Origin of the sequence: Roseovarius azorensis (genome assembly GCF_900109455.1) — a bacterium.
GTDB classification, from domain to species: Bacteria; Pseudomonadota; Alphaproteobacteria; order Rhodobacterales; family Rhodobacteraceae; genus Roseovarius; species Roseovarius azorensis.
This window is the reverse complement of the sequence record NZ_FOAG01000009.1, coordinates 65,487-86,529: the sequence shown is the minus strand read 5'-3', so window position 1 is coordinate 86,529 and position 21,043 is coordinate 65,487. Positions and strand designations below refer to the sequence as shown.

The window sequence follows — 21,043 nt, the reverse complement described above, 5'->3', positions numbered from 1 at the left end:
AACGGCGCAGCTAAATCAGCACAACGCAGGCCAGACATCACGCCCTGGAAAGAGACGCCCATGCCCACGCTGAATGACATCCGTTCAACCTTTCTGAGCTTTTTCGAACGCAACGATCACTGCGTCGTAGACAGTTCGCCCCTGGTGCCGCGCAACGATCCGACGCTGATGTTCACCAATTCCGGCATGGTGCAGTTCAAGAACTGTTTTACCGGCGTCGAGCACCGCGACTATTCCCGCGCCACCACCAGCCAGAAATGCGTGCGGGCGGGCGGCAAGCACAACGATCTGGACAATGTGGGCTATACCGCGCGGCATCACACGTTTTTCGAGATGCTGGGGAATTTCAGCTTTGGCGACTATTTCAAGGAACAGGCGATTCCCTATGCCTGGGATCTGCTGACCCGCGATTTCGGCATCGACAAATCGAGGCTGCTGGTCACGGTCTATCACACCGACGACGAGGCGGCGGCGATCTGGAAGAAATACGCGGGCCTCAGCGATGACCGGATCATCCGCATCGCCAGCGACGACAATTTCTGGTCTATGGGCCCGACCGGCCCCTGCGGTCCCTGCACCGAGATTTTCTATGACCACGGGCCGGAGATATGGGGCGGCCCTCCGGGCAGCGCCGAAGAGGATGGCGACCGGTTCATCGAGATCTGGAACCTCGTCTTCATGCAGAACGAACGGTTCGAGGATGGCACGATGCGCGCGCTCGACATGCAGTCGATCGACACCGGCATGGGGCTGGAGCGGATCGGGGCGCTGTTGCAGGGCAAGCATGACAATTACGACACCGATCTGATGCGCGCGCTGATCGAGGCGAGCGCGCATGCCACCAGCGCCGATCCGGACGGGCCGGGGCGGGTGCATCACCGGGTGATTGCCGATCATCTGCGCTCGACCTCGTTCCTGATTGCCGATGGGGTGATGCCCAGCAACGAGGGGCGTGGCTATGTGCTGCGCCGGATCATGCGCCGGGCGATGCGGCACGCGCATATGCTGGGGGCGAAGGATCCGGTGATGCATCGGCTGGTGCCTGCGCTGGTGGCGCAGATGGGGCAGGCGTTCCCGGAACTGGGACGGGCGCAGCCGCTGATCGAAGAGACGCTGCGGCTGGAAGAAACCCGGTTCAAGCAGACGCTGGAGCGGGGCCTGCGCCTGCTGGATGACGAATTGACCGGGCTGCCCGAGGGGGCGGCGCTGCCGGGCGAGACGGCGTTCAGGCTTTATGACACCTATGGGTTTCCGCTCGATCTCACGCAGGATGCGCTGCGCGAGAAGGGGCGCGAGGTTGATACGGGCGGCTTTGACGCGGCCATGGCCGAACAGAAGGCCAAGGCCCGCGCCGCCTGGGCCGGGTCGGGCGAGGCCGTGGATCAGGCGGTGTGGTTCGATATTGCCGAAGAGGTCAGCGCGACCGATTTCCTCGGCTATGACACAGAGGTTTCCGAGGCGCAGGTTCTGGCCATCGTGTCCGATGGCAAGCGGGTCGATGCGCTTGCGGAGGGGTGCGAAGGTTGGGTGATTTTCAATCAGACGCCGTTTTATGCGGAATCCGGCGGTCAGGTGGGAGACCAGGGCGATCTGGTCGGAAAGGATGTCGCCGGTTTCATCTATGATACGAAGAAGTTTCCTGGGGGTCTTTTCGGTCATCAGTTCACGCCGGATGGCGGGCGGCTCACGGTCGGGATGAGTGTCCGGCTGGAGGTCAGGCACGCCCGCCGCAGTGCGATCCGGGCCAACCACTCTGCCACGCATCTGTTGCACGAGGCGCTGCGCAAGGCGCTTGGAGATCACGTGGCGCAGCGCGGCTCGCTCAATGCAGAGGACCGGCTGCGGTTCGATTTCAGCCATGCCAAGGCGCTGAGCGAGGCGGAACTGGCGCGGGTGGAACGCGAGGTCAACGCCTATATCCGTCAGAATGCGCCGGTCGAGACGCGGATCATGACACCCGACGATGCGCGCGCCCTGGGTGCGCAGGCGCTGTTCGGCGAGAAATACGGGGACGAGGTGCGCGTCGTGTCGATGGGGATCGATGAGGGATCGGGCAAGGGCACCGACGGGCGGACCTATTCGATCGAGCTGTGCGGCGGCACGCATGTGCGGCGCACGGGCGATATCGGTGTATTCGTGGCGCTTGGCGACAGCGCATCAAGTGCGGGTGTCCGGCGCATCGAGGCGCTGACCGGGGCGGCGGCGTTCGACTATCTCGATGGTCACGCGGCGCGGCTGGGACAAGTGGCATCCGAACTGAAGGCGAAGCCCGAGGATGTGCCGGAGCGAGTCAGGTCGCTGATGGAAGAGCGCCGGGCGCTGGCAAACGAGGTGGTGCAGCTGCGCCGTGAGCTGGCGATGGCGGGTGGCGCCGGGCAGGGCGGGGGTATCGAGACGCGCGATGTGGGCGGGGTCAAGTTCATCGCGCAGGTGCTCTCTGGCGTGCAGGGTCGGGATCTGCCGCCGCTGATCGACGAGATGAAGGCGCGGCTTGGTTCTGGTGCCGTCTTGCTTATTGCCGATACGGGCGGCAAGGTGGCTGTGGCGGCAGGGGTCACCGATGATCTGATCCCGCGGCTCTCGGCGGTGGATCTGCTGCGTGCGGCGGTCGTGCCCCTGGGCGGCAAGGGCGGCGGTGGCCGCCCGGACATGGCGCAGGGCGGGGGCAGCGACATGACCGGGGCAGAGGCGGCGATCGCGGCGGGAACAAAGGTGATCGAGGGGGTCGTGACCGCCTGAGGAGGATGAATGAGCGCCTATATCATTGCCCGGATCACGGTGACCGAGCCTGAGGACTATCTGACCTATGCCAGTCAGACCGTAGCCCTTGCCGAGAAGTTCGGCGGGCGTTTTCTGGTCAAGGGCGGCGCGCAGACCGCGCTTGAGGGCAACAGCCCGGACCGGCATGTGATCATCGAATTCCCCGACCGGGACACGGCGCTGGCCTGGTATCATTCGGAGGAATACCGCCGCATCCTGCCCATCGCCCTGAGCAGCAGCAGCCGTGATATCGTCGTGGTCGACGGTATCTGAAAGACAGGAGAGACTGATAATGCCCGCACTCTGGATCGCCCATGTGACCGTCACCGACGATGTGGCCTATGGCAAGTATGCCGCCCTTGCCGGGCCTGCCATCGCCAAGCATGGCGGTGCGTTCATCGCGCGCGGCGGGCGTTATGTGCAGCTTGAGGGCAAGGAGCGTCCGCGCAATGTGGTGGCGCGGTTTCCGTCTGTCGAGGCGGCGGAGGCCTGTTATCACAGCGTCGAATATCAGGCCGCGCTCGAACATGCGCGCGGTGCGTCCGAACGCGAGTTGCTGATCGTCGAAACCACCGAATAGCCGGATGCGGCGTCAGCCCTGTTTCGACATCCGCTTGCGTTCGTGCGGGTCGAGATAGCGTTTGCGCAGGCGGATCGCGTTGGGCGTCACCTCGACGAGTTCGTCGTCGTCGATATAGGCGATGGCCTCTTCAAGGCTCATGGTGATGGGCGTCGTGAGGCGCACGGCCTCGTCGGTGCCCGAGGCGCGCACGTTGGTCAGTTTCTTGCCCTTGAGCGGGTTGACCTCGAGATCGTTGTCGCGGCTGTGTTCGCCGATGATCATGCCGGTGTAGACCTTGGCCTGTGCGCCGATGAACATGCGCCCGCGTTCCTCGAGGTTCCATAGCGCATAGGCCACGGCCTCGCCGTTTTCCATCGAGATGAGAACGCCCGCGCGCCGCCCCGGAATTGGGCCGCGATGCGGCGCCCATTTGTGAAAGACGCGGTTGAGGACACCGGTGCCACGGGTGTCGGTGAGAAACTCGCCGTGATAGCCGATCAGGCCGCGCGACGGCACATGCGCGATGATCCGCGTCTTGCCGGCACCTGCGGGGCGCATCTCTGCCAGATCGCCCTTGCGCGGGCCGGTGATCTTTTCGATCACGGCGCCCGAGTATTCGTCATCGACGTCGATCGTCACCTCTTCGATCGGTTCCAGCCGCTCGCCGTCCGGGCCTTCGCGCATCAGAACCTGCGGGCGCGAGATGCTGAGTTCGAACCCTTCGCGGCGCATGTTCTCGATCAGCACGCCCATCTGCAATTCGCCGCGCCCCGCCACCTCGAATGCCTCGCCGCCGGGGGTGTCGCTGACCTTGATGGCGACGTTCGATTCAGCCTCTTTCATCAGGCGTTCGCGAATGACGCGGCTTTGCACCTTCTTGCCGTCGCGGCCGGCGAGCGGGCTGTCATTGATGCCGAAGGTCACGGTGATGGTGGGCGGATCAATCGGTTGCGCCTCGAGCGGTTCCTCGACCGCGAGGGCGCAGATCGTGTCGGCCACGGTCGCCTTGGTCATGCCGGCAAGGCTGACGATATCGCCGGCGAGGGCCTCGTCGATGTCCTGGCTGGCCAGCCCGCGAAAGGCCTGGATGCGCGTGACGCGGAACTGTTCGATCTTCTGGCCGATGCGGCTGAGCGCCTGCACGGTCTGGCCGACCTTGAGGCGGCCCGATTCGACCCGCCCGGTCAGCAGCCGACCGACAAAGGGGTCGGCCCCCAAGGTGGTCGCGAGCATGCGGAAATCCTCGTTCTGGCGGGCGATCTGTCGCGGCGCAGGCACGTGGCGGATGATGAGTTCGAAAAGCGCCGAGAGATCCTTGCGTGGGCCGTCCAGTTCGTGATCGGCCCAGCCGGAGCGGCCCGAGGCATACATATGCGGGAAATCGAGCTGATCGTCATTGGCGTCGAGATTGGCGAAGAGGTCGAAACATTCGTTGAGTGCGCGGTCGGGTTCGGCGTCGGGCTTGTCGACCTTGTTGAGCACCACGATGGGGCGCAGCCCGAGGCGCAGGGCCTTGGAGGTGACGAATTTGGTCTGCGGCATCGGGCCTTCGGCGGCATCGACCAGCAAGACGACACCATCGACCATGCTGAGGATCCGTTCCACCTCGCCGCCGAAATCGGCGTGGCCGGGGGTGTCGACGATATTGATGCGCGTGGTCTTGTAGAGGACACTGGTGGGTTTGGCAAAGATGGTGATGCCGCGCTCGCGCTCCAGGTCATTGCTGTCCATGGCGCGTTCGTCCACCGCCTGATTGGCGCGGAAGGCCCCGGATTGTTTCAGCAATTCGTCGACAAGCGTGGTCTTGCCGTGGTCAACATGGGCGATGATGGCGATATTACGCAGATCCATAGAGGCTTTGTCCTGATGATGTTCGCCTGCGCCCTATACGCCGCAGCGCCGAATGACCAGAGGCAAAGCATCGCGCAGGCGCCATCATGCCGTGCGGTTGTGTCGGTTTTGAAACATGCATCCCGCAGGCCGGGCCTGCGGGCGAGAGCGGATCAGAACGGGATTTCGTCATCCATGTCGCGCGAGGGGCGGCTACCGCCCTGATCGCCGCCGTAATCGCCGCCGCCATAACCGCTGTCCTGACCGCTGCCATAGTTGCCACCGCCACCGCCGCCGCCTTCGCCGCGGCCATCGAGCATCACGAGGGAGGCGTCAAACCCCTGCAGCACGATCTCGGTCGAATAGCGGTCCTGGCCCGACTGATCCTGCCATTTGCGGGTTTGCAGCTTGCCCTCGAGATAGACCTTGGACCCTTTGCGCAGATATTGCTCGGCGACCCGCACCAGCCCCTCGGAAAAGATCGCGACCGTGTGCCATTCGGTGCGCTCGCGGCGTTCGCCGGTGGCCTTGTCCTTCCATGTCTCGGAGGTGGCGATGCGCAGGTTGCAGACCTTGCCGCCATTCTGAAAGGTGCGCACTTCGGGATCGCGGCCCAGATTTCCGATGAGAATTACCTTGTTCACAGAGCCGGCCATCGCGCCCTCCTTTGATCGTGCATGGTTATCGTTCCGACGTTTACACCACCGCATCGGCGTGAAGGAAAGATTAAAATGTGCCTTAAATGCGCGGGAACTTGCGAATCGGTTCCGGGCTGGCAAAGAAAGGCTCGAAATTGCGGGCAAAATCCGTATAGTTTCGCAAAACCGGGGTACGGGGGCAATGTAGGGATGGGCAGGATCGCATGTGCGATTGTGGCTGTGGGGCTGATGTCGTCTGGCGTGGCCGCAGCGGACGTGCTGTCAAGCAAGAGTCGGGTCAGCGTGTTCAAGTCCCAGACCAGCGTTCTGGATAACCGCGCGCGTCAGCAATACAACAATTCCGTGCGTCTGCAACCGCAGACGTTCAGGACGCCGACCATGTGGGACGATCTGTCGCCCGCGTTCCGCGGCGTCTATCGCGGACCTTATCTCGACATGGCGAAACAGGCGGCGCGGCGTTACAGCATCCCTGAGGATCTGTTCTTGCGCCTCGTGCAGCAGGAATCGGGCTGGCGTGCCGATGCGCTTTCGCACAAGGGGGCGATCGGTCTGGCGCAGCTCATGCCGCAGACCGCGCGGACGCTTGGCGTCAACCCGCACGATCCGCGGCAGAATCTGGAAGGCGGTGCGCGCTATCTGGCCGAGCAATACCGCACCTTCGGCTCGTGGCGGCTGGCGCTGGCGGCGTATAATGCCGGACCGGGCGCGGTTGAAAAGCACGGTGGCGTGCCCCCTTATGCGGAAACCCGCAATTACGTGCGCGTGATTCTGGGCAGCTGAGGCGTCAGGCCGCAAACCCGATCCGGTAGAGGTGAATCTCGTTCGAGGGATGCTTTTCGGCATTCACCAGACGGCCGTTGTGGTGATTGTAGAGCGCGCGCCAATAGGGCTGGATGATCACGCCCTCGTCGCGTAGGATGGTTTGCAACCGCGCCATCACCGTGCGTCGCGTGTCGGCATCCACGAGGCGGTTGGCCTCATCGAGCAGCGCGTCAAACTCTGCGTTGGCAAAACCGCTCTCGTTCCAAGCGGCGCCCGAGCGATAGGCCAGGCCCAGCACCTGTACATCCAGCGGGCGGTGGTTCCACTGGGTTGCCGAAAAGGGAAAATCCCGCCAGCTTGCCCAGAATGTTGCACCGGGCAGGATCCTGCGGCGCACCCTCAGTCCCGCATCGCGCAGTTGCGCCGCAACCGCATCGCCGGTGTGGCGTTGCCATTCGTCATCGACGGTCACAAGCTCGTGCACGAATCCCAGGAGGCCCGCCGCCTCTATATCGCTGCGGGCCTGTGCCGGATCATAGGGGGCCGGGCCGATATCGGCATAGGCGGGATGGATCGGGCTGACGTGGTGATTGGCCGCAACCGTGCCATGTCCGCCATAGCCCAGTTCCAGGCAGATTTCATTATCCACCGCCAAGGCCAGCGCGCGGCGCACTGTGCGGCTCGGATAGGGGTTGGTGCCCACCATCCGCGCATTTTGCGAGGCGCGCACAACCATCGTGGCCGCAGTTTCGGTGCGGCTGGATATCCAGCCGATTGCGTCCATCGAGTCAATGAAATCGCCGACGGTCTCATAGAGCAGGTCGATCTCGCCGTCATCGGCTGCGGCGAGCCAGTTCGACGGATTGGTGCCGTAGTCGACGAACTCGATCCGGTCGAGATATGGTCCGCCGAAGTGGGCAGTGCCCCACCAGTCATGTGCAGGGTGCCGTTCGAGGATACAGGTCTCACCGACGTTCAGGCTGACCGGGCGAAAGGGGCCGGTGCCGATGCCATGCGCGAACGGGTCGCCGCCGTCGTAGCTGTGATGCACGATGGCGGCCGGATAATCCGACATGTTGGCAATGACTGCGATATCCGGGTGCGAAAGCGTCAGCGCCACGGTCAGATCATCCTCGACCGTGATCGCACCCTCACGCGCCTGCCCGGTATCCGGGTCGATCAACCCGGCAAAACGCCCGGCCATCGAATTGCCGACCGCATTGCTGTCACACCAGCGCGCGATGTTGTGCGCGACATCGCGGGCGTCGAACGCATCGCCGTTGTTCCAGCGCACGCCGGGACGGACATGCAGCACGTAGCGGGTGGCGTCCGTGTTGACCTCCCACGCCTCCAGCAGCATCCCGCGAAAGGTGCCATCATTCTGATATTCGACAAGATATTCCAGAAATCCCCGGGTCTGATTCCCCAACTCGCTCCAGTCGTAGCTGCGCGGATCCTTGAGCGGTTTGACGCTTTGCTGGATGCGCAGCGTGCCGCCCGGGGCAATCGCGGGTTGGGCCGTGGCGGGCCGCGCCAACCCGCCAAGCGCATAGGCCGCGGCGGCGCTAAGACCAAGGGCGGTCGCACGGCTAAGAAATTCGCGCCGTCCGATCGCACCACGCCCCAGGTCAATCGCATGCGCCTGCACGGCGGGATGGGGAGGGGAGCTATGACGCGGCATCTGCAGCTTTCGAGGCAAAGGGGGCGATGCGCCGGAAGGCGGATCGTTGCTCTGCGTGCATTAGATAACGCGAAGGCGTCGGGCGCAACCCGTTGCGGCGCGATCTTTCACTCGATTTTGGTGGGGAACAGCGCGGCTGCCGGATTCGCACGTCCCGCCGCGCGGGCGCGCAGCGCCGAGGGGCTCTGGCCGGTGTGTTGCAGAACGAATCGCGAGAAATAGGCGGCGCTGCCGAATCCGAGGCTGGCGGCAATCTGGCCGATGGGGCGCTCGCCGGCCTCCAGCATGTCGCGCGCGGCGTGCAGGCTGCGCTCGGTCAGCATCTCCGCCGCCGTAAGCCCCGAGACGTCCTTGCACACCCGCGTGAGATGGGTGGGCGTCACGCCCAGAGTGCGGGCATAGGCCGCCATCGCGCGCCCGCTGGTGAAATCCCGTTCGATCAGCGCGGCATAGGCCTTGACCAGACGTTCGGACGCCTTGAGGCGCCCCCCGGCGGTGTGGGCGATCATCGCGCGGCGCAGCCAGACACTCAGGAGCCACGCCTGCGCGTCCAGCGCCTCGTCCGTGAACGGGCGGGCCGCGCTCTGTTCGCGCTGCATCACCTCCAGGAGCGCGGTCAGTTCGTTCTGGCCGGTGACATCACGGATGCGCAGATGCTGGGGTTCGTCCGGCATCAGCACAGGACCGCCTGCGGGTATCAGGCAGACCAGGCCAAAGCCGGTCTTGCCAAGATCGAGCGAGAACAGGGTGCCCGCCGGGATCGCCAGTGCGTTATGCACACCGATTCCGCATCGTACCCCCTCGATCAACGCTATGCCCTGACCGCGGGTGATCCAGAGCAGGGCATGCTGGGCGTTGCTGTGCAACAGGGACAGCCGCCAGTCGCACCCGGCGGCCCATTGTGCCACGGTCATGATCCGGGCATGTCTCATCGCGTCGTGCAAGCCATCGCAAGCCATGAAAAGTTGAGTTTCGACTAGCGATTGCACAAAAACCGACCGATGTCATGGCTAAGAGGTGGAAAATATAAACTTCGGCATGTGTGTGCCGGAACCGGACCGCCGGTATTCGCCTCCCCTCCGGCAGTTGAAAAGGCGGCTGGTTATGGCCCTGATGCAATGCTGCGTTGCGGAACAAACCGCTTGGCAAGTGCGGACGGGGCAGTTAGACGCGACAAGCAATCGACAGGATCCCGGAAGAGATGTCCGGGTGGCTCTTCCGGCCGCTGACCCGCCGGATCATGACACGACATCAGAGCGCGTGATCGGGCCGGTGAGGCTGGCCTGATGTGGGACGGATTTCAGATGATTTCACTAGATGCCTATCGGGCACAATGGTTTGGCAACATCCGGGGTGACGTGCTCTCGGGGCTGGTGGTGGCGTTGGCGCTGATCCCCGAGGCGATCGCCTTTTCGATCATCGCGGGCGTGGATCCCAAGGTGGGACTTTATGCCAGTTTCTCGATCGCGGTGATCGTAGCGATCACCGGCGGGCGACCGGGCATGATTTCGGCGGCGACGGCGGCGACGGCGGTGCTGATGATCACGCTCGTGAAGGATCACGGCCTGCAATATCTGCTGGCGGCGACGGTGCTTGCCGGCCTCATCCAGATCGGGGCAGGGGTGCTGCGGCTGGGGTTTGTCATGCGTTACGTGTCGAAATCGGTGATGACCGGGTTCGTCAATGCGCTGGCGATCCTGATCTTCATGGCGCAACTGCCGGAACTGGACCCACGCAGCGTGACATGGATCACCTATGTGCTGGTGGCGGCGGGCCTGGCGATCATCTATCTGTTTCCGCTCCTGACAAGTGCCGTTCCCTCGCCGCTGGTCACGATTGTCGTTCTCTCCGTGACGGCGTATTTTCTGGGCCTTGATGTGCGCACGGTGGGTGACATGGGGGCGCTGCCCGATACGCTGCCGGTGTTCCTGATCCCCGATATTCCGCTGACCCTCGAAACCCTGGCGATCATCCTGCCCTATTCGGTTGCGGTGGCCGTCGTGGGCCTGCTGGAGAGCCTGATGACGCAGAATATCGTGGACGATCTGACCGACACGAAATCGAACCGCTCGCAGGAGATGGTGGGACAGGGGATCGCCAATACCGCAACCGGGTTCATCGGCGGCATGGCGGGGTGCGCGATGATCGGTCAGTCGATCATCAACGTGAAATCCGGCGGACGCGGGCGGCTGTCGTCCTTTGCTGCCGGTGTGTTCCTGCTGGCGATGGTCGTGGGCCTGGGTGACGTGGTGAGCATGATCCCGATGGCGGCGCTGGTGGCGATCATGATCATGGTATCGGTCGGCACGTTCAGCTGGTCCTCGATCCGCAATCTGCGCGAGCATCCGCGCTCGTCCTCGATCGTGATGATCGCGACGGTGGTGACGGTGGTCTACACGCACAACCTGGCGATTGGCGTTCTGGTGGGGGTGCTTCTCTCGGGCATCTTCTTTGCCGGCAAGATCGCGCAGCTTTTCCGGGTCAGCAGCGAGATTTCCGATGACGGGCGGGAGCGGATCTATCGCGTCGAGGGTCAGCTATTCTATGGCTCGGTCGAGGATTTCATGGGTGCCTTTGATTTCAGGGAAGCGCTGGATAAGGTCGTGATCGACGTGAGCGTTGCGCATATCTGGGATATTTCCTCGGTTCAGGCGCTCGACATGGCGGTTCTGAAATTCCGCCGCGACGGGGCCGAGGTCGAGATAAAGGGCATGAACAAGGCGTCTGAAACCATCGTGGACAGGCTGGCCATCCATGACAAGCCGGGGGCCATCGACAAGCTGATAGCGCATTGAGGGGGGATAAAGATGGCGGAGAAGATCATCGCACTGGTGGACGGGTCGATCTATTCGGCCTCGGTCTGCGAACATGCGGCGTGGATTGCGCAACGCACCGGGGCACCGGTGGAACTGCTGCATGTGCTGGGGCGGCGCGAGGGGGCGGAAAAGGCCGATCTCTCGGGATCCATCCGGCTGGGCGCGCGCACTGCCCTGCTGGAGGAGTTGGCCGCCCTCGATGAACAGCGCGCCAAGCTCGTGGCGCATCGCGGTCGCGCCATTCTGGAGGACGCCCGCGCCATTCTCGATCAGGCCGGGGTGAACGAGATCACCACGCGGCTGCGGCATGGCGATATCGTCGAAACGGTGGCCGAGGTCGAGCATGACGCGCGGGTCATCCTGATCGGCAAGCGCGGCGAGGCCGCGGATTTCGCCAAGGGGCATCTGGGATCGAATCTGGAGCGGATCGTGCGTGCGAGCCGCAAGCCGGTATTCGTGGCGTCGCGCGCCTTCAGGCCGATCGGAAAGGTTCTGGTCGCCTATGATGGTGGCACCTCGGCGATGAAGGCGGTGGATCACATCGCGCGCAGCACGCTGTTTGCCGGGCTTGCCGTGCATGTGGTCACTGTGGGCAATGCTACGGCTGAGGTCAGGAAGGGATTGGAAGACGCCCGCGCGCTGCTGGTCGCGGCAGGGATCGATGCCGGGACCGAGGTGATCGCGGGCCAGCCCGAAACGGCGCTTGGCAAACTGGTCGATGAGGCCGGATTCGACATGCTGGTGATGGGTGCCTACGGTCACAGCCGCATCCGCAGCCTGATCATCGGCTCGACCACCACCGAGATGGTGCGGTCCTGCAAGGTGCCGGTGGTTCTGATACGCTGAGACGGGTGGTGCAAAGCCTCTTGCACAGCATCACGCGCTTGGGTATCAGGCGCGTTACGGGTGATTAGCTCAGTTGGTAGAGCGCTTCGTTTACACCGAAGATGTCGGGAGTTCGAGTCTCTCATCACCCACCATTCCCGCAATGCAGCGTACAGCATCCAGGGTCGTGCCCGGGGCCGCGCGAAAGTTGGATTTTCCGCCAGCGGGCGCTTGACGAGGTCGATTGCGCCGCATAGAAGCGCAACACGCCTGAGGGATCGGGCGGGCAGCGGGCGGTTGTAGCTCAGTTGGTTAGAGTACCGGCCTGTCACGCCGGGGGTCGCGGGTTCGAGCCCCGTCAACCGCGCCATTGCTGCCCCGTGATCCCGAGCGCGTCAGATGCGCGGTTGTAGCTCAGTTGGTTAGAGTACCGGCCTGTCACGCCGGGGGTCGCGGGTTCGAGCCCCGTCAACCGCGCCACTTGATCTCTTGTGACTTGAGGATGTCTCGCCCGGATCAGCGTTTGAGTGCTGCGACGCCGGGCAGATCCTTGCCCTCCATCCATTCCAGAAACGCGCCGCCTGCGGTCGAGATATAGGTGAAATCCCCAGCCGCGCCCGCGCGGTTGAGCGCGGCCACGGTATCGCCGCCGCCCGCCACGGAAACGAGCCGCCCCTCGCGGCTGAGGCGCGCGGCGTGACCCGCAGCCGCATTGGTGGCGGCATCAAACGGGTCGATCTCGAACGCGCCGAGCGGGCCGTTCCAGATCAGCGTTTTCGCCCCGTCCAGCGCCGCGATGATCCGGGTTACGGCCAGCGGCCCGGCATCGAGGATCATCGCGTCCGGCGGGCAGGCATGTGCGCCGACCACCTCATGCGACGCGCCCGCCCGGAATTCGCGCGCCACCACCACATCGGCGGGCAGCAGGATCGAGCAGTTCGCCGCCCCCGCCCTGAGCATGATTTCGCGCGCCGTTGCCGTCATGTCATGCTCGCAGAGCGAACGGCCCACATCGAGGCCCAGGGCGGCGAGGAATGTATTGGCCATGCCACCGCCGATGACCAGGGTGTCGACCTTTTCAACCAGATTCCCCAACAGATCGAGCTTGGTCGAGACCTTGGCCCCGCCCACCACCGCCACGACGGGGCGTTTGGGCGTGCCAAGCGCTGCCTCAAGCGCCTGCAATTCGGCCTGCATCAGGCGGCCTGCGCAGGAGGGCAGGTGACGCGCCAATCCCTCGGTCGAGGCATGGGCGCGGTGGGCGGCGGAGAAGGCATCGTTGCAATAGATGTCGCCCAATTGTGCGAGGCGGGCGGCAAAGTCGGGATCGTTGGCCTCTTCGCCGGGGTGAAAGCGGATGTTTTCGAGCAGGAGGACATCCGAGGCCTGCGCCTCATGCGTCAGGTTCTCGGCCCCCTCGAGCGTCTCGATCAGCCGCACCTTGCGCCCGAGCGCTGCTTCGAGCGCGGGAACCGTCACGCGCAGCGACATGTCGAGCATGACCTTGCCCTTGGGCCGTCCGAAATGCGCGATCAGGATCGGCTTGCCGCCCTGCGCCAGAATGTCGAGAACGGTCGGCGCGATCCGTTCGATCCGGGTGGTGTCGGTCACGATCCCGTTTTCGACCGGTACATTGATATCGACCCGCACCAGCACGCGCTTGCCGTTCAGATCCATGTCGTCCAGGGTTTTCCAGCTCATGCCTCAAGGCTCCTCAGATTCTGTCGCCTTCTATTGGCGCGGGGCCGGGCCACCGTCAACCTCTGCGCTTGGCAATCGCGCGCGAAGCGCCTAGGTAACGCCAGAGATTTTCGAAAGGAGAGCCCGATGGCCGAGATCAAAGACCCCGAAAACACCATCCTGGTGGAGCTCAAAGGCGGCACCGTCACCATCGAGCTCATGCCCGACATCGCGCCGGGCCATTGCGCGCGAATGAAGGAGTTGGCGCGTGCGGGCACCTATGACAACGTGGCCTTTCACCGGGTGATCGACGGCTTCATGGCGCAGACGGGCGATGTGCAGAACGCCAACATGGAAAAGGACTATAACCCGCGCATGGCCGGAACGGGCGGCAGCGACCTGCCGGATCTCAAGGCCGAGTTCAGTCGCATCCCGCATGACCGGGGTACGATCGGAGCGGCGCGCAGCCAGAACCCGGACAGCGCCAACAGCCAGTTTTTCATCAACTTCAAGGACAATCATTTCCTCAACGGGCAGTATACCGTCTATGGGCGGGTGATTTCGGGGATGGAGCATGTCGATGCCATCACCCGTGGGGAGCCGCCCGCGAACCCGGACCGGATGATCAGCGTAAAGGTGGCTTCTGATGCGTAAACTTGCATTTGTATTCAGCCTGTTGGCAGGTCCGGCGCTGGCCACGGGCCTGCAGATCGAGGTTGAGGGCGAGGCCAATGGCACCATCACCATCGACCTGCTGGAGGATGTGGCGCCCGGCCATGTCGAACAGATCACGGCGCTGGCCGCCGCGGGGGCCTATGACGGGGTGGTGTTCCATCGCGTGATCGAGGGCTTCATGGCGCAGACGGGTGACGTGCAGTTCGGCAAGCTGGAAGGCGGTGACATGGGCCGTGCCGGGATGGGTGGTAGCGATCTGCCCGATCTGAGGGCGGAGTTCTCGGACGAGCGGTTCCTGCGCGGTGTGGTGGGCATGGCGCGCAGCCAGAACCCGGACAGCGCCAACAGCCAGTTCTTCATCATGTTCGATGCGGGCGAATTCCTGAACGGTCAGTACACCGTCGTCGGGCGCGTCACCGACGGGATGGAGGTCGTGGATGCGATCAAGCGCGGCAAGGGGCCGAATGGCGCGGTGATCGGGCGGCCGGATGTGATGTCCAGGGTCACCGTGACAGACTGATCCGATGTCCGCCCCCGCTTCCAGCCCCACGATCGCGCCTGAGGCGCTTGCGCCCGGGCTGTGGGGTTTGACGGGGGCGGACATCACCTGGCGCGGCGTGCCGGTGCCATTGCGCTGCACGGTGGTTGAATTGCCCGGCAGCAATCTCTGGGTGCATGCGCCCTGCCCGGTCACGCCGGATCTGCGGGGCTGGCTGAATACCCTAGGGCGGGTCGCCCATGTCGTGCTGCCGCAGGCGCCCGACCTGCCGTATCTGGAGGACTGGCGCGCGGCCTGGCCCGCGATGCGGATATGGCGCGGGTCCGAGGTGAAAACCGCCTCATGGTGCCGGCATGTCAGGCCGTTGATGCTGGAGGGCGCACAGACCGAGACGGTGTTTCTGCATGTGGCCAGCCGGTCCGTCATCCTGTCGCGGCTGATGATCGCGATCGACACCGGACCGATGCCGCCCTGGGCGCGGCCGCTGGTGTGGCTGGCGGGTATAGATGACAGCGACGGCAAGCCGCCGCCGGGTCTTGCGCGACGTCTGGGCGGGCGAAGGGCGGTGGGGGATCTGGTGGAACAGATTCTCGACTGGGGACCGGAGCGGCTGATCCTGACGCACGGGCGGGTTTACACGCGCGACGCCAGCGGCGAGATCAAGCGCGCCTTTCGCCGCCTGATGCGCGACCGGCTCTGGGACCGGACGTTCGACGAGGCGGGACGCCGCTGACAGCCTGTCACGATCGCGTGGGGTGGGCTGGTTCGAATCCCCGGCGCGGGGCATCCTTTGAGGTGACTTTTTTGCCCCGCGACAGGAGCCGTCATGCACCGCATCATCGCCCTTCTGACCTCGCTTTTGCTGCTCACCAGCCATGCCGGCGCCAACCCGTCGCTCTGGCGCGGCGAATGGCCCGATACGAATTTCGGCAAGAGCGCGATCACCGACTGGTCCGAGATCCTGTCCGGTGGTCCGCCCAAGGATGGCATACCGGCGATTGATGCCCCGAAATTCCGCAAGGCCGGGTCCGAGCGGCGTATTTCCGGCACCGAACCGGTGATCACGCTGGAAATGGAAGGGCAGACGCCACGCGCCTATCCGATCCGCTACATGACCTGGCATGAGATCGTGAACGATAGGGTGGGCGGCGTTCCGGTCGCCGTGACCTTCTGTCCGCTGTGCAACTCGGGTATGGTCTTTGACCGGCGTGTCGGCGGGCGGGTGCTCAGCTTTGGCGTTTCGGGCAAGCTGCGCCATTCCGATATGGTGATGTATGACCGCGAGACGCAAAGCTGGTGGCAGCAGGCCATCGGCGAGGCCATCGTCGGCGATCTGACCGGCACGAAACTGACGCATATGACAAGCTGGATGGAAAGCTGGGACCAGTTTCGCGCGCGCAATCCGCAGGGGTTGGTGATGGATGAACCCGCATACAATCGCAGTTACGGGCGCAACCCATATGCAGGCTATGACAGTTCGCGCCAGCCGTTTCTCTACAATGGCGAGAACCCGCCGCACGGCATCCCGCCGCTGGAGCGTGTGGTCCGGGTGGGCGATCGCGCCTGGCCGCTGACGCGCATCCGCGCGGAGGGGGGCGTGCGCGAGGCCGATCTTGCGATCACATGGGAAAAGGGGCAGGCCTCGGCGCTGGATCACGCGACCATCGCCAAGGGGCGCGATGTGGGCACGGTGCGGGTGCGCGACGGGCAGGGGCGCGATGTGCCGCATGACGTGATGTTCGCCTTTGCATTTCACGCATTCTGGCCGGATGGCAAGTGGATGGTACGGTGAGGGGGCGGTTCCGGGTCTTGTGCGGCCGTTCGCATGTCACTCGCGCGGCTCATCACTCTGGGTCAATGTCCGCACAGGCGTGAGCGTCTTTCACACGCCCTTGACTTCCATCCCCTATACCGCCATATCGCAGCCAACCGACATTTCCTGCCGCGTGAGCAGCACAGCCCGGAGTTGGGCGTATCTGATGAAATGTCGCGGATGATCCCAAAATCACGCGTGGGGCCAAACACCTGTCAGAGTGCAGGGGGCATTCGGTTCCCTGGCTGCTGTAAGGTGCAACCACGACGACCGGGCGGTGATCCTTCACCCCCCGTGACGGGCTGCGGGATGGTCCCGCGCCCCTGAAAGGATACGACTTGAATCTCTTTGACGAAATGGGCCTGCCCGGCGCACTGGTGCGCAAGCTGGCCAACGAAGGCATCACCGAACCGACCCCGATCCAGACCCATGCTATCCCGCATGCCCTGAACGGGTTTGACGTGCTTGGGCTGGCGCAGACTGGCACCGGCAAGACCATGGCCTTTGGCCTGCCGCTGATCACGCGGTTGATGGAGGAACCGGGCAAGCCCGCGCCGAAAACCATCCGCAGCCTGATCCTTGCCCCCACCCGCGAACTGGCGGGACAGATCCGCGACGCTCTGCTGCCGCTGGTCAAGGACAGTCCGATCAAGATCGGTCTGGTCGTTGGCGGCGCCTCGATCAACCCGCAGATCAAGCGGCTGGAACAGGGCATCGACATTCTGGTGGCGACGCCGGGCCGGCTGCTCGATCTCATCGACCGGCGCGCCGTGCGGCTGGATGCGGCGCGGTTCCTGGTGCTGGACGAGGGCGATCAGATGCTCGATCTGGGATTCATCCACGCGCTGCGCCGGATTGCGGGCTTGCTGGCCGCCGAGCGGCAGACGATGCTGTTTTCCGCCACCATGCCCAAGCAGATGGAAGAGATTGCCGCCAGCTACCTGACGCATCCCAAGCGGGTGCAGGTAAGTCCCCCGGGCAAGGCGGCGGACAAGGTGACGCAGGAGGTGCATTTCATCGCCAAGGCGGCCAAGCCCGATCTGCTGATCGAGCTTCTGGGCAAGCACAAGGCAGAACTGGCGTTGGTCTTTGGCCGCACCAAGCATGGCTCTGACAAGCTGGCGCGGCGGCTGGAGCAGGCAGGGTTCAGCGTGGCCGCGATTCACGGCAACAAGAGCCAGGGCCAGCGCGAACGCGCGTTGAAGGCGTTTCGCGACGGGCAGGTCAAGATCCTGGTGGCCACCGATGTGGCGGCGCGCGGTCTCGACATCCCGGATGTGAAGCATGTCTACAATTATGAGCTGCCCAATGTGCCGGACAACTATGTTCACCGGATCGGCCGCACGGCACGCGCGGGGCGCGACGGGGCGGCGATCGCGTTCTGCGCGCCTGACGAGATGGGTGAGCTGAAGGATATTCAGAAGGTTCTGGGCACGACCATTCCGGTCGCCTCGGGCCGCCCGTGGGAGGTGCTGCCGGATCCCAAGGCGGCCAAGCCGTCAGGCGGGCGCGGCGGTCCGCGGCGTCGTGGCGGCGGTGGCTTTGGTGGTGGCTCGGAACCGGGGCGGCCGCAAGGCAAGCCCGGCAACCGTCGCCGCAGACCCGGTGGCGGCGCGCGGTCGCACGCAGCCTGATCAGAAGATCGCGCCGGGGCTATTCCCGGCGCGTCCCCAGATCGGCCCAGACCGGTAAGTGATCCGACGCCACCCGCGCGGGGCGCTGCAAATGCACACCTGCGTCGAGCGCCACCAGATCGGGGCTGATCGCCAGACGGTCCAGCCGCGCCACCGGGCGAAAGGTGGGAAAACTTGGCCGGGTGGCGATGAATTCGACGCCTTGCGCCGTAGCGTCGAGCGCGGCACCGCTGCCCCAGTCATTGAAATCGCCCGCCAGCACGGTGGGGCAGGGATCAAGCCGCCGCAGCGCGCGGATGATCGCCGCCACCTGCAACAGCCGGTAGCGGCGCACCAACCCCAGATGCAACCCGACGACACGCAGCCGCCCGATATCGGTTGCCAAGTCGGCGCGCACTGCGCCGCGCGGCTCCAGCCCCGGCAGCTCGATATGCTGGGTCTCGATCACCTGAGGCCCGTTGCGGAGCAGCATCGCATTGCCATGCCAGCCGAGTGACCCGCCCGGCTGACCGAATTCCACCACCTGCCAGCCCTCGGCCTCGGCCATCTCGTGTGGCAGGGCGGCGCGGCGCGGGGCGAGTCGTCTGTCGGCCTCTTGCAGGGCCACCACCTGCGCGCCCAGCTGCCCGATCACGGTCAGGCTGCGCTCGGGCCTGCGCCGCAGGTCGAGGCCCACGCATTTCTGCAGGTTATAGCTTGCAATCCGGATCGTGGACGGGTTCATGACACCCTGATAGCATTGCCCGGCAGAAGGAGGCAGCATGTTTTCGGAGCAGACCCTACTCACTCGTGTGATCTGGATCGCGCTCGGATTGATCATGCTCGATGCGCTCATTCAGCGCGAATGGTCGCTTGCCTTCATCGCGCTGGCCACGCTTGCGCTGTCATTTGCCCCGATCCTTGTCGCCCGCTGGGCCGAGATTGACGTGCCGCCCAGTTTCCTGACCGCCATCGTGATCTTTGTCGGGGCCACGCTGTTCATGGGCGAGGTGCTGGATTTCTACAACCGGTTCTGGTGGTGGGATATCGCGATGCACGGCGGATCGGCCATCGGATTCGGTCTGATCGGGTTTGTCGCGGTGTTCATGATGTTTCAGGGCGACCGCTATGCCGCGCCGCATTGGGCGATTGCGTTCTTTGCCTTTGCATTCGCCCTGTCGATCGGCACGCTTTGGGAAATCTTCGAATTCGCGATGGACCAGACCTTCGGGACGAACATGCAGAAATCGGGCCTGATGGACACGATAACCGATCTCATCGTGAACACGATAGGTGCTGCCTTGGGGGCGGCCTCGGGTTTTGCCTATCTCAAGGGGCGCGCGTATGGCGGGCTGACCGGCGTTATCGACGAATTCATCCGCCGCAATCCACGCCTGTTTCGCCGGTTGCGGCGCAAGTGATTCAGGTGCCGCAGAAGGTCTGACTTACCACTTCGGCGGGCTCGGGCGGGTGTTTGAGATCCGCCGCCTCCGGCTGATCCTCATAGGGCCGGGCCAGGATTGTCAGCAGTCGCTCGAAGGGTGTGTAATCCCCCGCCACGGCGGCCCCGATCATCTGCTCTATGCGGTGGTTGCGCGGGATAAAGGCCGGGTTGGCGGTGATCATCACGCCCTCGGGATCCGCTTCATGTGCAAGCCGTGCGCGCCAGCCCTCGGCCCAAGAGTCGAAGGCCGCACGGTCGAGGAACTGATCGCGCGCGGTGCCGTCGACGAGGCCCCGGAACGTGTTGGTGAAATCCGCCCGCCCATCTGCCATGCGGGTCAGGAGATCACCCACCATCGCGGCATCCTGCGGTCCGGCATCGGCGATCCCGATCTTGCGGCCAAAGGCGCGGCACCATTCTGCCTCGATCTGATCTGGCATGGCGTGAACCAATGCGGTGAATTCCTCGATCGCCTCATCCTGATCGGGCATCAACGGCACAAGCGCCGTGGCGAACTGCGCCATGTTCCAGACGATCACATGCGCCTGATTGTCATAGGCATAACGGCCATGCGCATCAATCGAGCTGAATACCGTCTGCGGATGATACACATCCATGAAGGCGCAGGGGCCGTAATCAATCGTCTCGCCGGAAATCGCGGTGTTGTCGGTGTTCATCACCCCGTGGATGAAACCGACCGAGAGCCAGCCCGCCACCAGCCGCGCCTGGCGCCGGATCACCTCGGCCAGGAGATGCGCAGGCCCTTCGACATGCGGATAATGCCGCTGCACGGTATAGTCATAAAGCGCGCGCAGACCCTCATGATCGCGACGGGCCGCGAAATACTGGAAGGTGCCGACGCGCAGATGGCTGGCCGCGACGCGGGTGAGCACCGCACCGGGCAGCGCGCCCGCCTCGCGGTAGACCCATTCGCCGGTGCCGACTGCCGCCAGCGCGCGCGTGGTGGGCAGGCCAAGCGCATGCATCGCCTCGGAGACCACGTATTCGCGCAGCACCGGGCCCAGCCATGCGCGCCCGTCGCCCATGCGGCTATAGGGCGTGGGACCGGACCCCTTGAGCTGAATGTCACGGCGCTGTCCCGCGGCATCCAGCACCTCTCCCAGCAACAATGCGCGCCCGTCGCCCAGCTGCGGGGAAAACCCGCCGAACTGGTGCCCGGCATAGACCTGCGCCAGCGGGGTGGCACCCTCTGGCGGCTCGTTGCCGGCGAATATCCGGGCCAGTTCCGGGTCACTGCCACCGGCCACGCCAAGCTCGCGGGCGAGGGGCATGTTGAACCGGATCAACCGGGGTGCGCGCACCGGAACCGCGTTCTGCCGTGTGTAGAACCGCGCGGGCAGCTGAGCATAGCTATTCTGAAACGGGATATGGACTGTCATGGTGATAACCTAGGGTCAACTGCG

The 21,043-nt window shown here is 64.4% G+C and carries 19 protein-coding genes, 3 tRNA genes and 1 other annotated feature; of the genes, 15 read left to right on the top strand and 7 right to left on the bottom strand.

What is annotated here, in order from left to right; genetic code table 11:
* Positions 1-60 precede the first annotated feature (60 nt).
* Genes alaS through BSG08_RS13900 form a run of 3 tightly spaced genes read left to right on the top strand, consistent with a single transcriptional unit; the run spans position 61 to position 3,340 of the window.
* Positions 61-2,739: an alanine--tRNA ligase gene (gene alaS, locus BSG08_RS13910; RefSeq protein WP_093038111.1), complete on the top strand. Its 2,679-nt coding sequence runs from the start codon at positions 61-63 to the stop codon at positions 2,737-2,739.
* 9 nt (positions 2,740-2,748) lie between these two features.
* Positions 2,749-3,033: a DUF1330 domain-containing protein gene (locus BSG08_RS13905; protein ID WP_093038108.1), complete on the top strand. Its 285-nt coding sequence runs from the start codon at positions 2,749-2,751 to the stop codon at positions 3,031-3,033.
* Positions 3,034-3,052: 19 nt separating this feature from the next.
* Complete coding sequence (locus tag BSG08_RS13900) at positions 3,053-3,340, top strand: DUF1330 domain-containing protein (protein ID WP_093038105.1); 288 nt, start codon at positions 3,053-3,055, stop codon at positions 3,338-3,340.
* A gap of 12 nt (positions 3,341-3,352) precedes the next feature.
* Here the strand turns inward: BSG08_RS13900 and typA are convergent, their stop codons facing one another.
* Positions 3,353-5,173 carry a translational GTPase TypA gene (gene typA / locus BSG08_RS13895; protein WP_093038103.1) on the bottom strand — a complete coding sequence of 607 codons (1,821 nt, stop codon included), beginning with the start codon at positions 5,171-5,173 and terminating at the stop codon, positions 3,353-3,355.
* Between the two features lie 152 nt (positions 5,174-5,325).
* Positions 5,326-5,808, bottom strand: coding sequence for a single-stranded DNA-binding protein (gene ssb, locus BSG08_RS13890; protein WP_093038101.1), 483 nt, complete (start codon positions 5,806-5,808; stop codon positions 5,326-5,328).
* A 192-nt stretch (positions 5,809-6,000) separates the two neighbouring features.
* Here ssb and BSG08_RS13885 point away from each other — a divergent pair, with 192 nt between their 5' ends.
* Positions 6,001-6,591 carry a lytic transglycosylase domain-containing protein gene (locus BSG08_RS13885; RefSeq protein ID WP_093038098.1) on the top strand — a complete coding sequence of 197 codons (591 nt, stop codon included), beginning with the start codon at positions 6,001-6,003 and terminating at the stop codon, positions 6,589-6,591.
* A gap of 4 nt (positions 6,592-6,595) precedes the next feature.
* Here BSG08_RS13885 and BSG08_RS13880 read toward each other — a convergent pair whose 3' ends face one another.
* Positions 6,596-8,254 (bottom strand): ABC transporter substrate-binding protein, encoded by a 1,659-nt coding sequence (locus BSG08_RS13880; protein WP_093038095.1) that lies wholly within the window; start codon positions 8,252-8,254, stop codon positions 6,596-6,598.
* Positions 8,255-8,361: 107 nt separating this feature from the next.
* Entirely contained in the window at positions 8,362-9,213 is an 852-nt protein-coding gene (locus BSG08_RS13875) for a helix-turn-helix transcriptional regulator (protein WP_245770712.1), read from the bottom strand.
* A gap of 225 nt (positions 9,214-9,438) precedes the next feature.
* Positions 9,439-9,497 (top strand) — a sequence feature (sul1 is cis-regulatory element that is thought to sense ions involved in sulfur or methionine metabolism; They are found in Alphaproteobacteria).
* A 61-nt stretch (positions 9,498-9,558) separates the two neighbouring features.
* On the opposite strand from BSG08_RS13875, the gene BSG08_RS13870 reads away from it, so the two are divergent.
* The 5 genes from BSG08_RS13870 (at position 9,559) to BSG08_RS13850 (ending at position 12,375) form a co-directional block, all read left to right on the top strand.
* Positions 9,559-11,049, top strand: coding sequence for a SulP family inorganic anion transporter (locus BSG08_RS13870; RefSeq protein ID WP_093038268.1), 1,491 nt, complete (start codon positions 9,559-9,561; stop codon positions 11,047-11,049).
* Positions 11,050-11,061: 12 nt separating this feature from the next.
* Positions 11,062-11,916, top strand: a complete 855-nt coding sequence (locus BSG08_RS13865) for a universal stress protein (RefSeq protein WP_175544792.1) — start codon at positions 11,062-11,064, stop codon at positions 11,914-11,916.
* A 58-nt stretch (positions 11,917-11,974) separates the two neighbouring features.
* Positions 11,975-12,050: transfer RNA gene (locus tag BSG08_RS13860), tRNA-Val, on the top strand.
* Positions 12,051-12,188: 138 nt separating this feature from the next.
* Positions 12,189-12,265 (top strand) — tRNA-Asp (locus tag BSG08_RS13855).
* Between the two features lie 33 nt (positions 12,266-12,298).
* Positions 12,299-12,375: transfer RNA gene (locus BSG08_RS13850), tRNA-Asp, on the top strand.
* Between the two features lie 36 nt (positions 12,376-12,411).
* Here BSG08_RS13850 and BSG08_RS13845 read toward each other — a convergent pair.
* The gene (locus tag BSG08_RS13845) at positions 12,412-13,596 is read right to left on the bottom strand and encodes a phosphoglycerate kinase (protein ID WP_093038086.1); all 1,185 of its coding nucleotides are present in this window, start codon (positions 13,594-13,596) and stop codon (positions 12,412-12,414) included.
* Between the two features lie 126 nt (positions 13,597-13,722).
* Here BSG08_RS13845 and BSG08_RS13840 point away from each other — a divergent pair, with 126 nt between their 5' ends.
* The 5 genes from BSG08_RS13840 to BSG08_RS13820 all read left to right on the top strand — a co-directional run bounded on the left by BSG08_RS13840 (position 13,723) and on the right by BSG08_RS13820 (position 18,196).
* Positions 13,723-14,229: a peptidylprolyl isomerase gene (locus BSG08_RS13840; RefSeq protein WP_093038084.1), complete on the top strand. Its 507-nt coding sequence runs from the start codon at positions 13,723-13,725 to the stop codon at positions 14,227-14,229.
* A complete protein-coding gene (locus tag BSG08_RS13835) occupies positions 14,222-14,770 on the top strand; it encodes a peptidylprolyl isomerase (RefSeq protein ID WP_093038081.1) in 549 nt (182 codons plus the stop codon). The genes BSG08_RS13840 and BSG08_RS13835 overlap by 8 nt, the downstream gene beginning before the upstream one ends.
* A 4-nt stretch (positions 14,771-14,774) precedes the next feature.
* Positions 14,775-15,482 carry a DUF4336 domain-containing protein gene (locus BSG08_RS13830; RefSeq protein ID WP_245770711.1) on the top strand — a complete coding sequence of 236 codons (708 nt, stop codon included), beginning with the start codon at positions 14,775-14,777 and terminating at the stop codon, positions 15,480-15,482.
* Between the two features lie 93 nt (positions 15,483-15,575).
* Positions 15,576-16,541 (top strand): DUF3179 domain-containing protein, encoded by a 966-nt coding sequence (locus BSG08_RS13825; RefSeq protein ID WP_093038079.1) that lies wholly within the window; start codon positions 15,576-15,578, stop codon positions 16,539-16,541.
* 377 nt (positions 16,542-16,918) lie between these two features.
* The gene (locus BSG08_RS13820) at positions 16,919-18,196 is read left to right on the top strand and encodes a DEAD/DEAH box helicase (RefSeq protein WP_093038263.1); all 1,278 of its coding nucleotides are present in this window, start codon (positions 16,919-16,921) and stop codon (positions 18,194-18,196) included.
* Positions 18,197-18,215: 19 nt separating this feature from the next.
* Here BSG08_RS13820 and BSG08_RS13815 read toward each other — a convergent pair whose 3' ends face one another.
* Positions 18,216-18,959: an endonuclease/exonuclease/phosphatase family protein gene (locus BSG08_RS13815; protein WP_245770709.1), complete on the bottom strand. Its 744-nt coding sequence runs from the start codon at positions 18,957-18,959 to the stop codon at positions 18,216-18,218.
* Between BSG08_RS13815 and BSG08_RS13810 the strand changes: the two genes are divergently transcribed.
* Entirely contained in the window at positions 18,958-19,596 is a 639-nt protein-coding gene (locus BSG08_RS13810; protein ID WP_093038074.1) for a DUF2238 domain-containing protein, read from the top strand. The two genes, BSG08_RS13815 and BSG08_RS13810, sit on opposite strands and share 2 nt — an antisense overlap.
* A gap of 1 nt (position 19,597) precedes the next feature.
* On the opposite strand, the gene BSG08_RS13805 is transcribed toward BSG08_RS13810, so the two are convergent.
* Entirely contained in the window at positions 19,598-21,019 is a 1,422-nt protein-coding gene (locus tag BSG08_RS13805) for a protein adenylyltransferase SelO (RefSeq protein WP_093038072.1), read from the bottom strand.
* Positions 21,020-21,043 lie beyond the last annotated feature (24 nt).

Bases quoted from the DNA above. Each gene is read 5' to 3' on its own strand.
- alaS (WP_093038111.1), top strand. From the start codon at position 61: ATGCCCACGCTGAATGACATCCGTTCAACCTTTCTGAGCTTTTTCGAA.
- BSG08_RS13905 (WP_093038108.1), top strand. From the start codon at position 2,749: ATGAGCGCCTATATCATTGCCCGGATCACGGTGACCGAGCCTGAGGAC.
- BSG08_RS13900 (WP_093038105.1), top strand. From the start codon at position 3,053: ATGCCCGCACTCTGGATCGCCCATGTGACCGTCACCGACGATGTGGCC.
- typA (WP_093038103.1), bottom strand. From the start codon at position 5,173: ATGGATCTGCGTAATATCGCCATCATCGCCCATGTTGACCACGGCAAG.
- ssb (WP_093038101.1), bottom strand. From the start codon at position 5,808: ATGGCCGGCTCTGTGAACAAGGTAATTCTCATCGGAAATCTGGGCCGC.
- BSG08_RS13885 (WP_093038098.1), top strand. From the start codon at position 6,001: ATGGGCAGGATCGCATGTGCGATTGTGGCTGTGGGGCTGATGTCGTCT.
- BSG08_RS13880 (WP_093038095.1), bottom strand. From the start codon at position 8,254: ATGCCGCGTCATAGCTCCCCTCCCCATCCCGCCGTGCAGGCGCATGCG.
- BSG08_RS13875 (WP_245770712.1), bottom strand. From the start codon at position 9,213: ATGGCTTGCGATGGCTTGCACGACGCGATGAGACATGCCCGGATCATG.
- BSG08_RS13870 (WP_093038268.1), top strand. From the start codon at position 9,559: ATGATTTCACTAGATGCCTATCGGGCACAATGGTTTGGCAACATCCGG.
- BSG08_RS13865 (WP_175544792.1), top strand. From the start codon at position 11,062: ATGGCGGAGAAGATCATCGCACTGGTGGACGGGTCGATCTATTCGGCC.
- BSG08_RS13845 (WP_093038086.1), bottom strand. From the start codon at position 13,596: ATGAGCTGGAAAACCCTGGACGACATGGATCTGAACGGCAAGCGCGTG.
- BSG08_RS13840 (WP_093038084.1), top strand. From the start codon at position 13,723: ATGGCCGAGATCAAAGACCCCGAAAACACCATCCTGGTGGAGCTCAAA.
- BSG08_RS13835 (WP_093038081.1), top strand. From the start codon at position 14,222: ATGCGTAAACTTGCATTTGTATTCAGCCTGTTGGCAGGTCCGGCGCTG.
- BSG08_RS13830 (WP_245770711.1), top strand. From the start codon at position 14,775: ATGTCCGCCCCCGCTTCCAGCCCCACGATCGCGCCTGAGGCGCTTGCG.
- BSG08_RS13825 (WP_093038079.1), top strand. From the start codon at position 15,576: ATGCACCGCATCATCGCCCTTCTGACCTCGCTTTTGCTGCTCACCAGC.
- BSG08_RS13820 (WP_093038263.1), top strand. From the start codon at position 16,919: ATGGGCCTGCCCGGCGCACTGGTGCGCAAGCTGGCCAACGAAGGCATC.
- BSG08_RS13810 (WP_093038074.1), top strand. From the start codon at position 18,958: ATGTTTTCGGAGCAGACCCTACTCACTCGTGTGATCTGGATCGCGCTC.
- BSG08_RS13815 (WP_245770709.1), bottom strand. From the start codon at position 18,959: ATGCTGCCTCCTTCTGCCGGGCAATGCTATCAGGGTGTCATGAACCCG.
- BSG08_RS13805 (WP_093038072.1), bottom strand. From the start codon at position 21,019: ATGACAGTCCATATCCCGTTTCAGAATAGCTATGCTCAGCTGCCCGCG.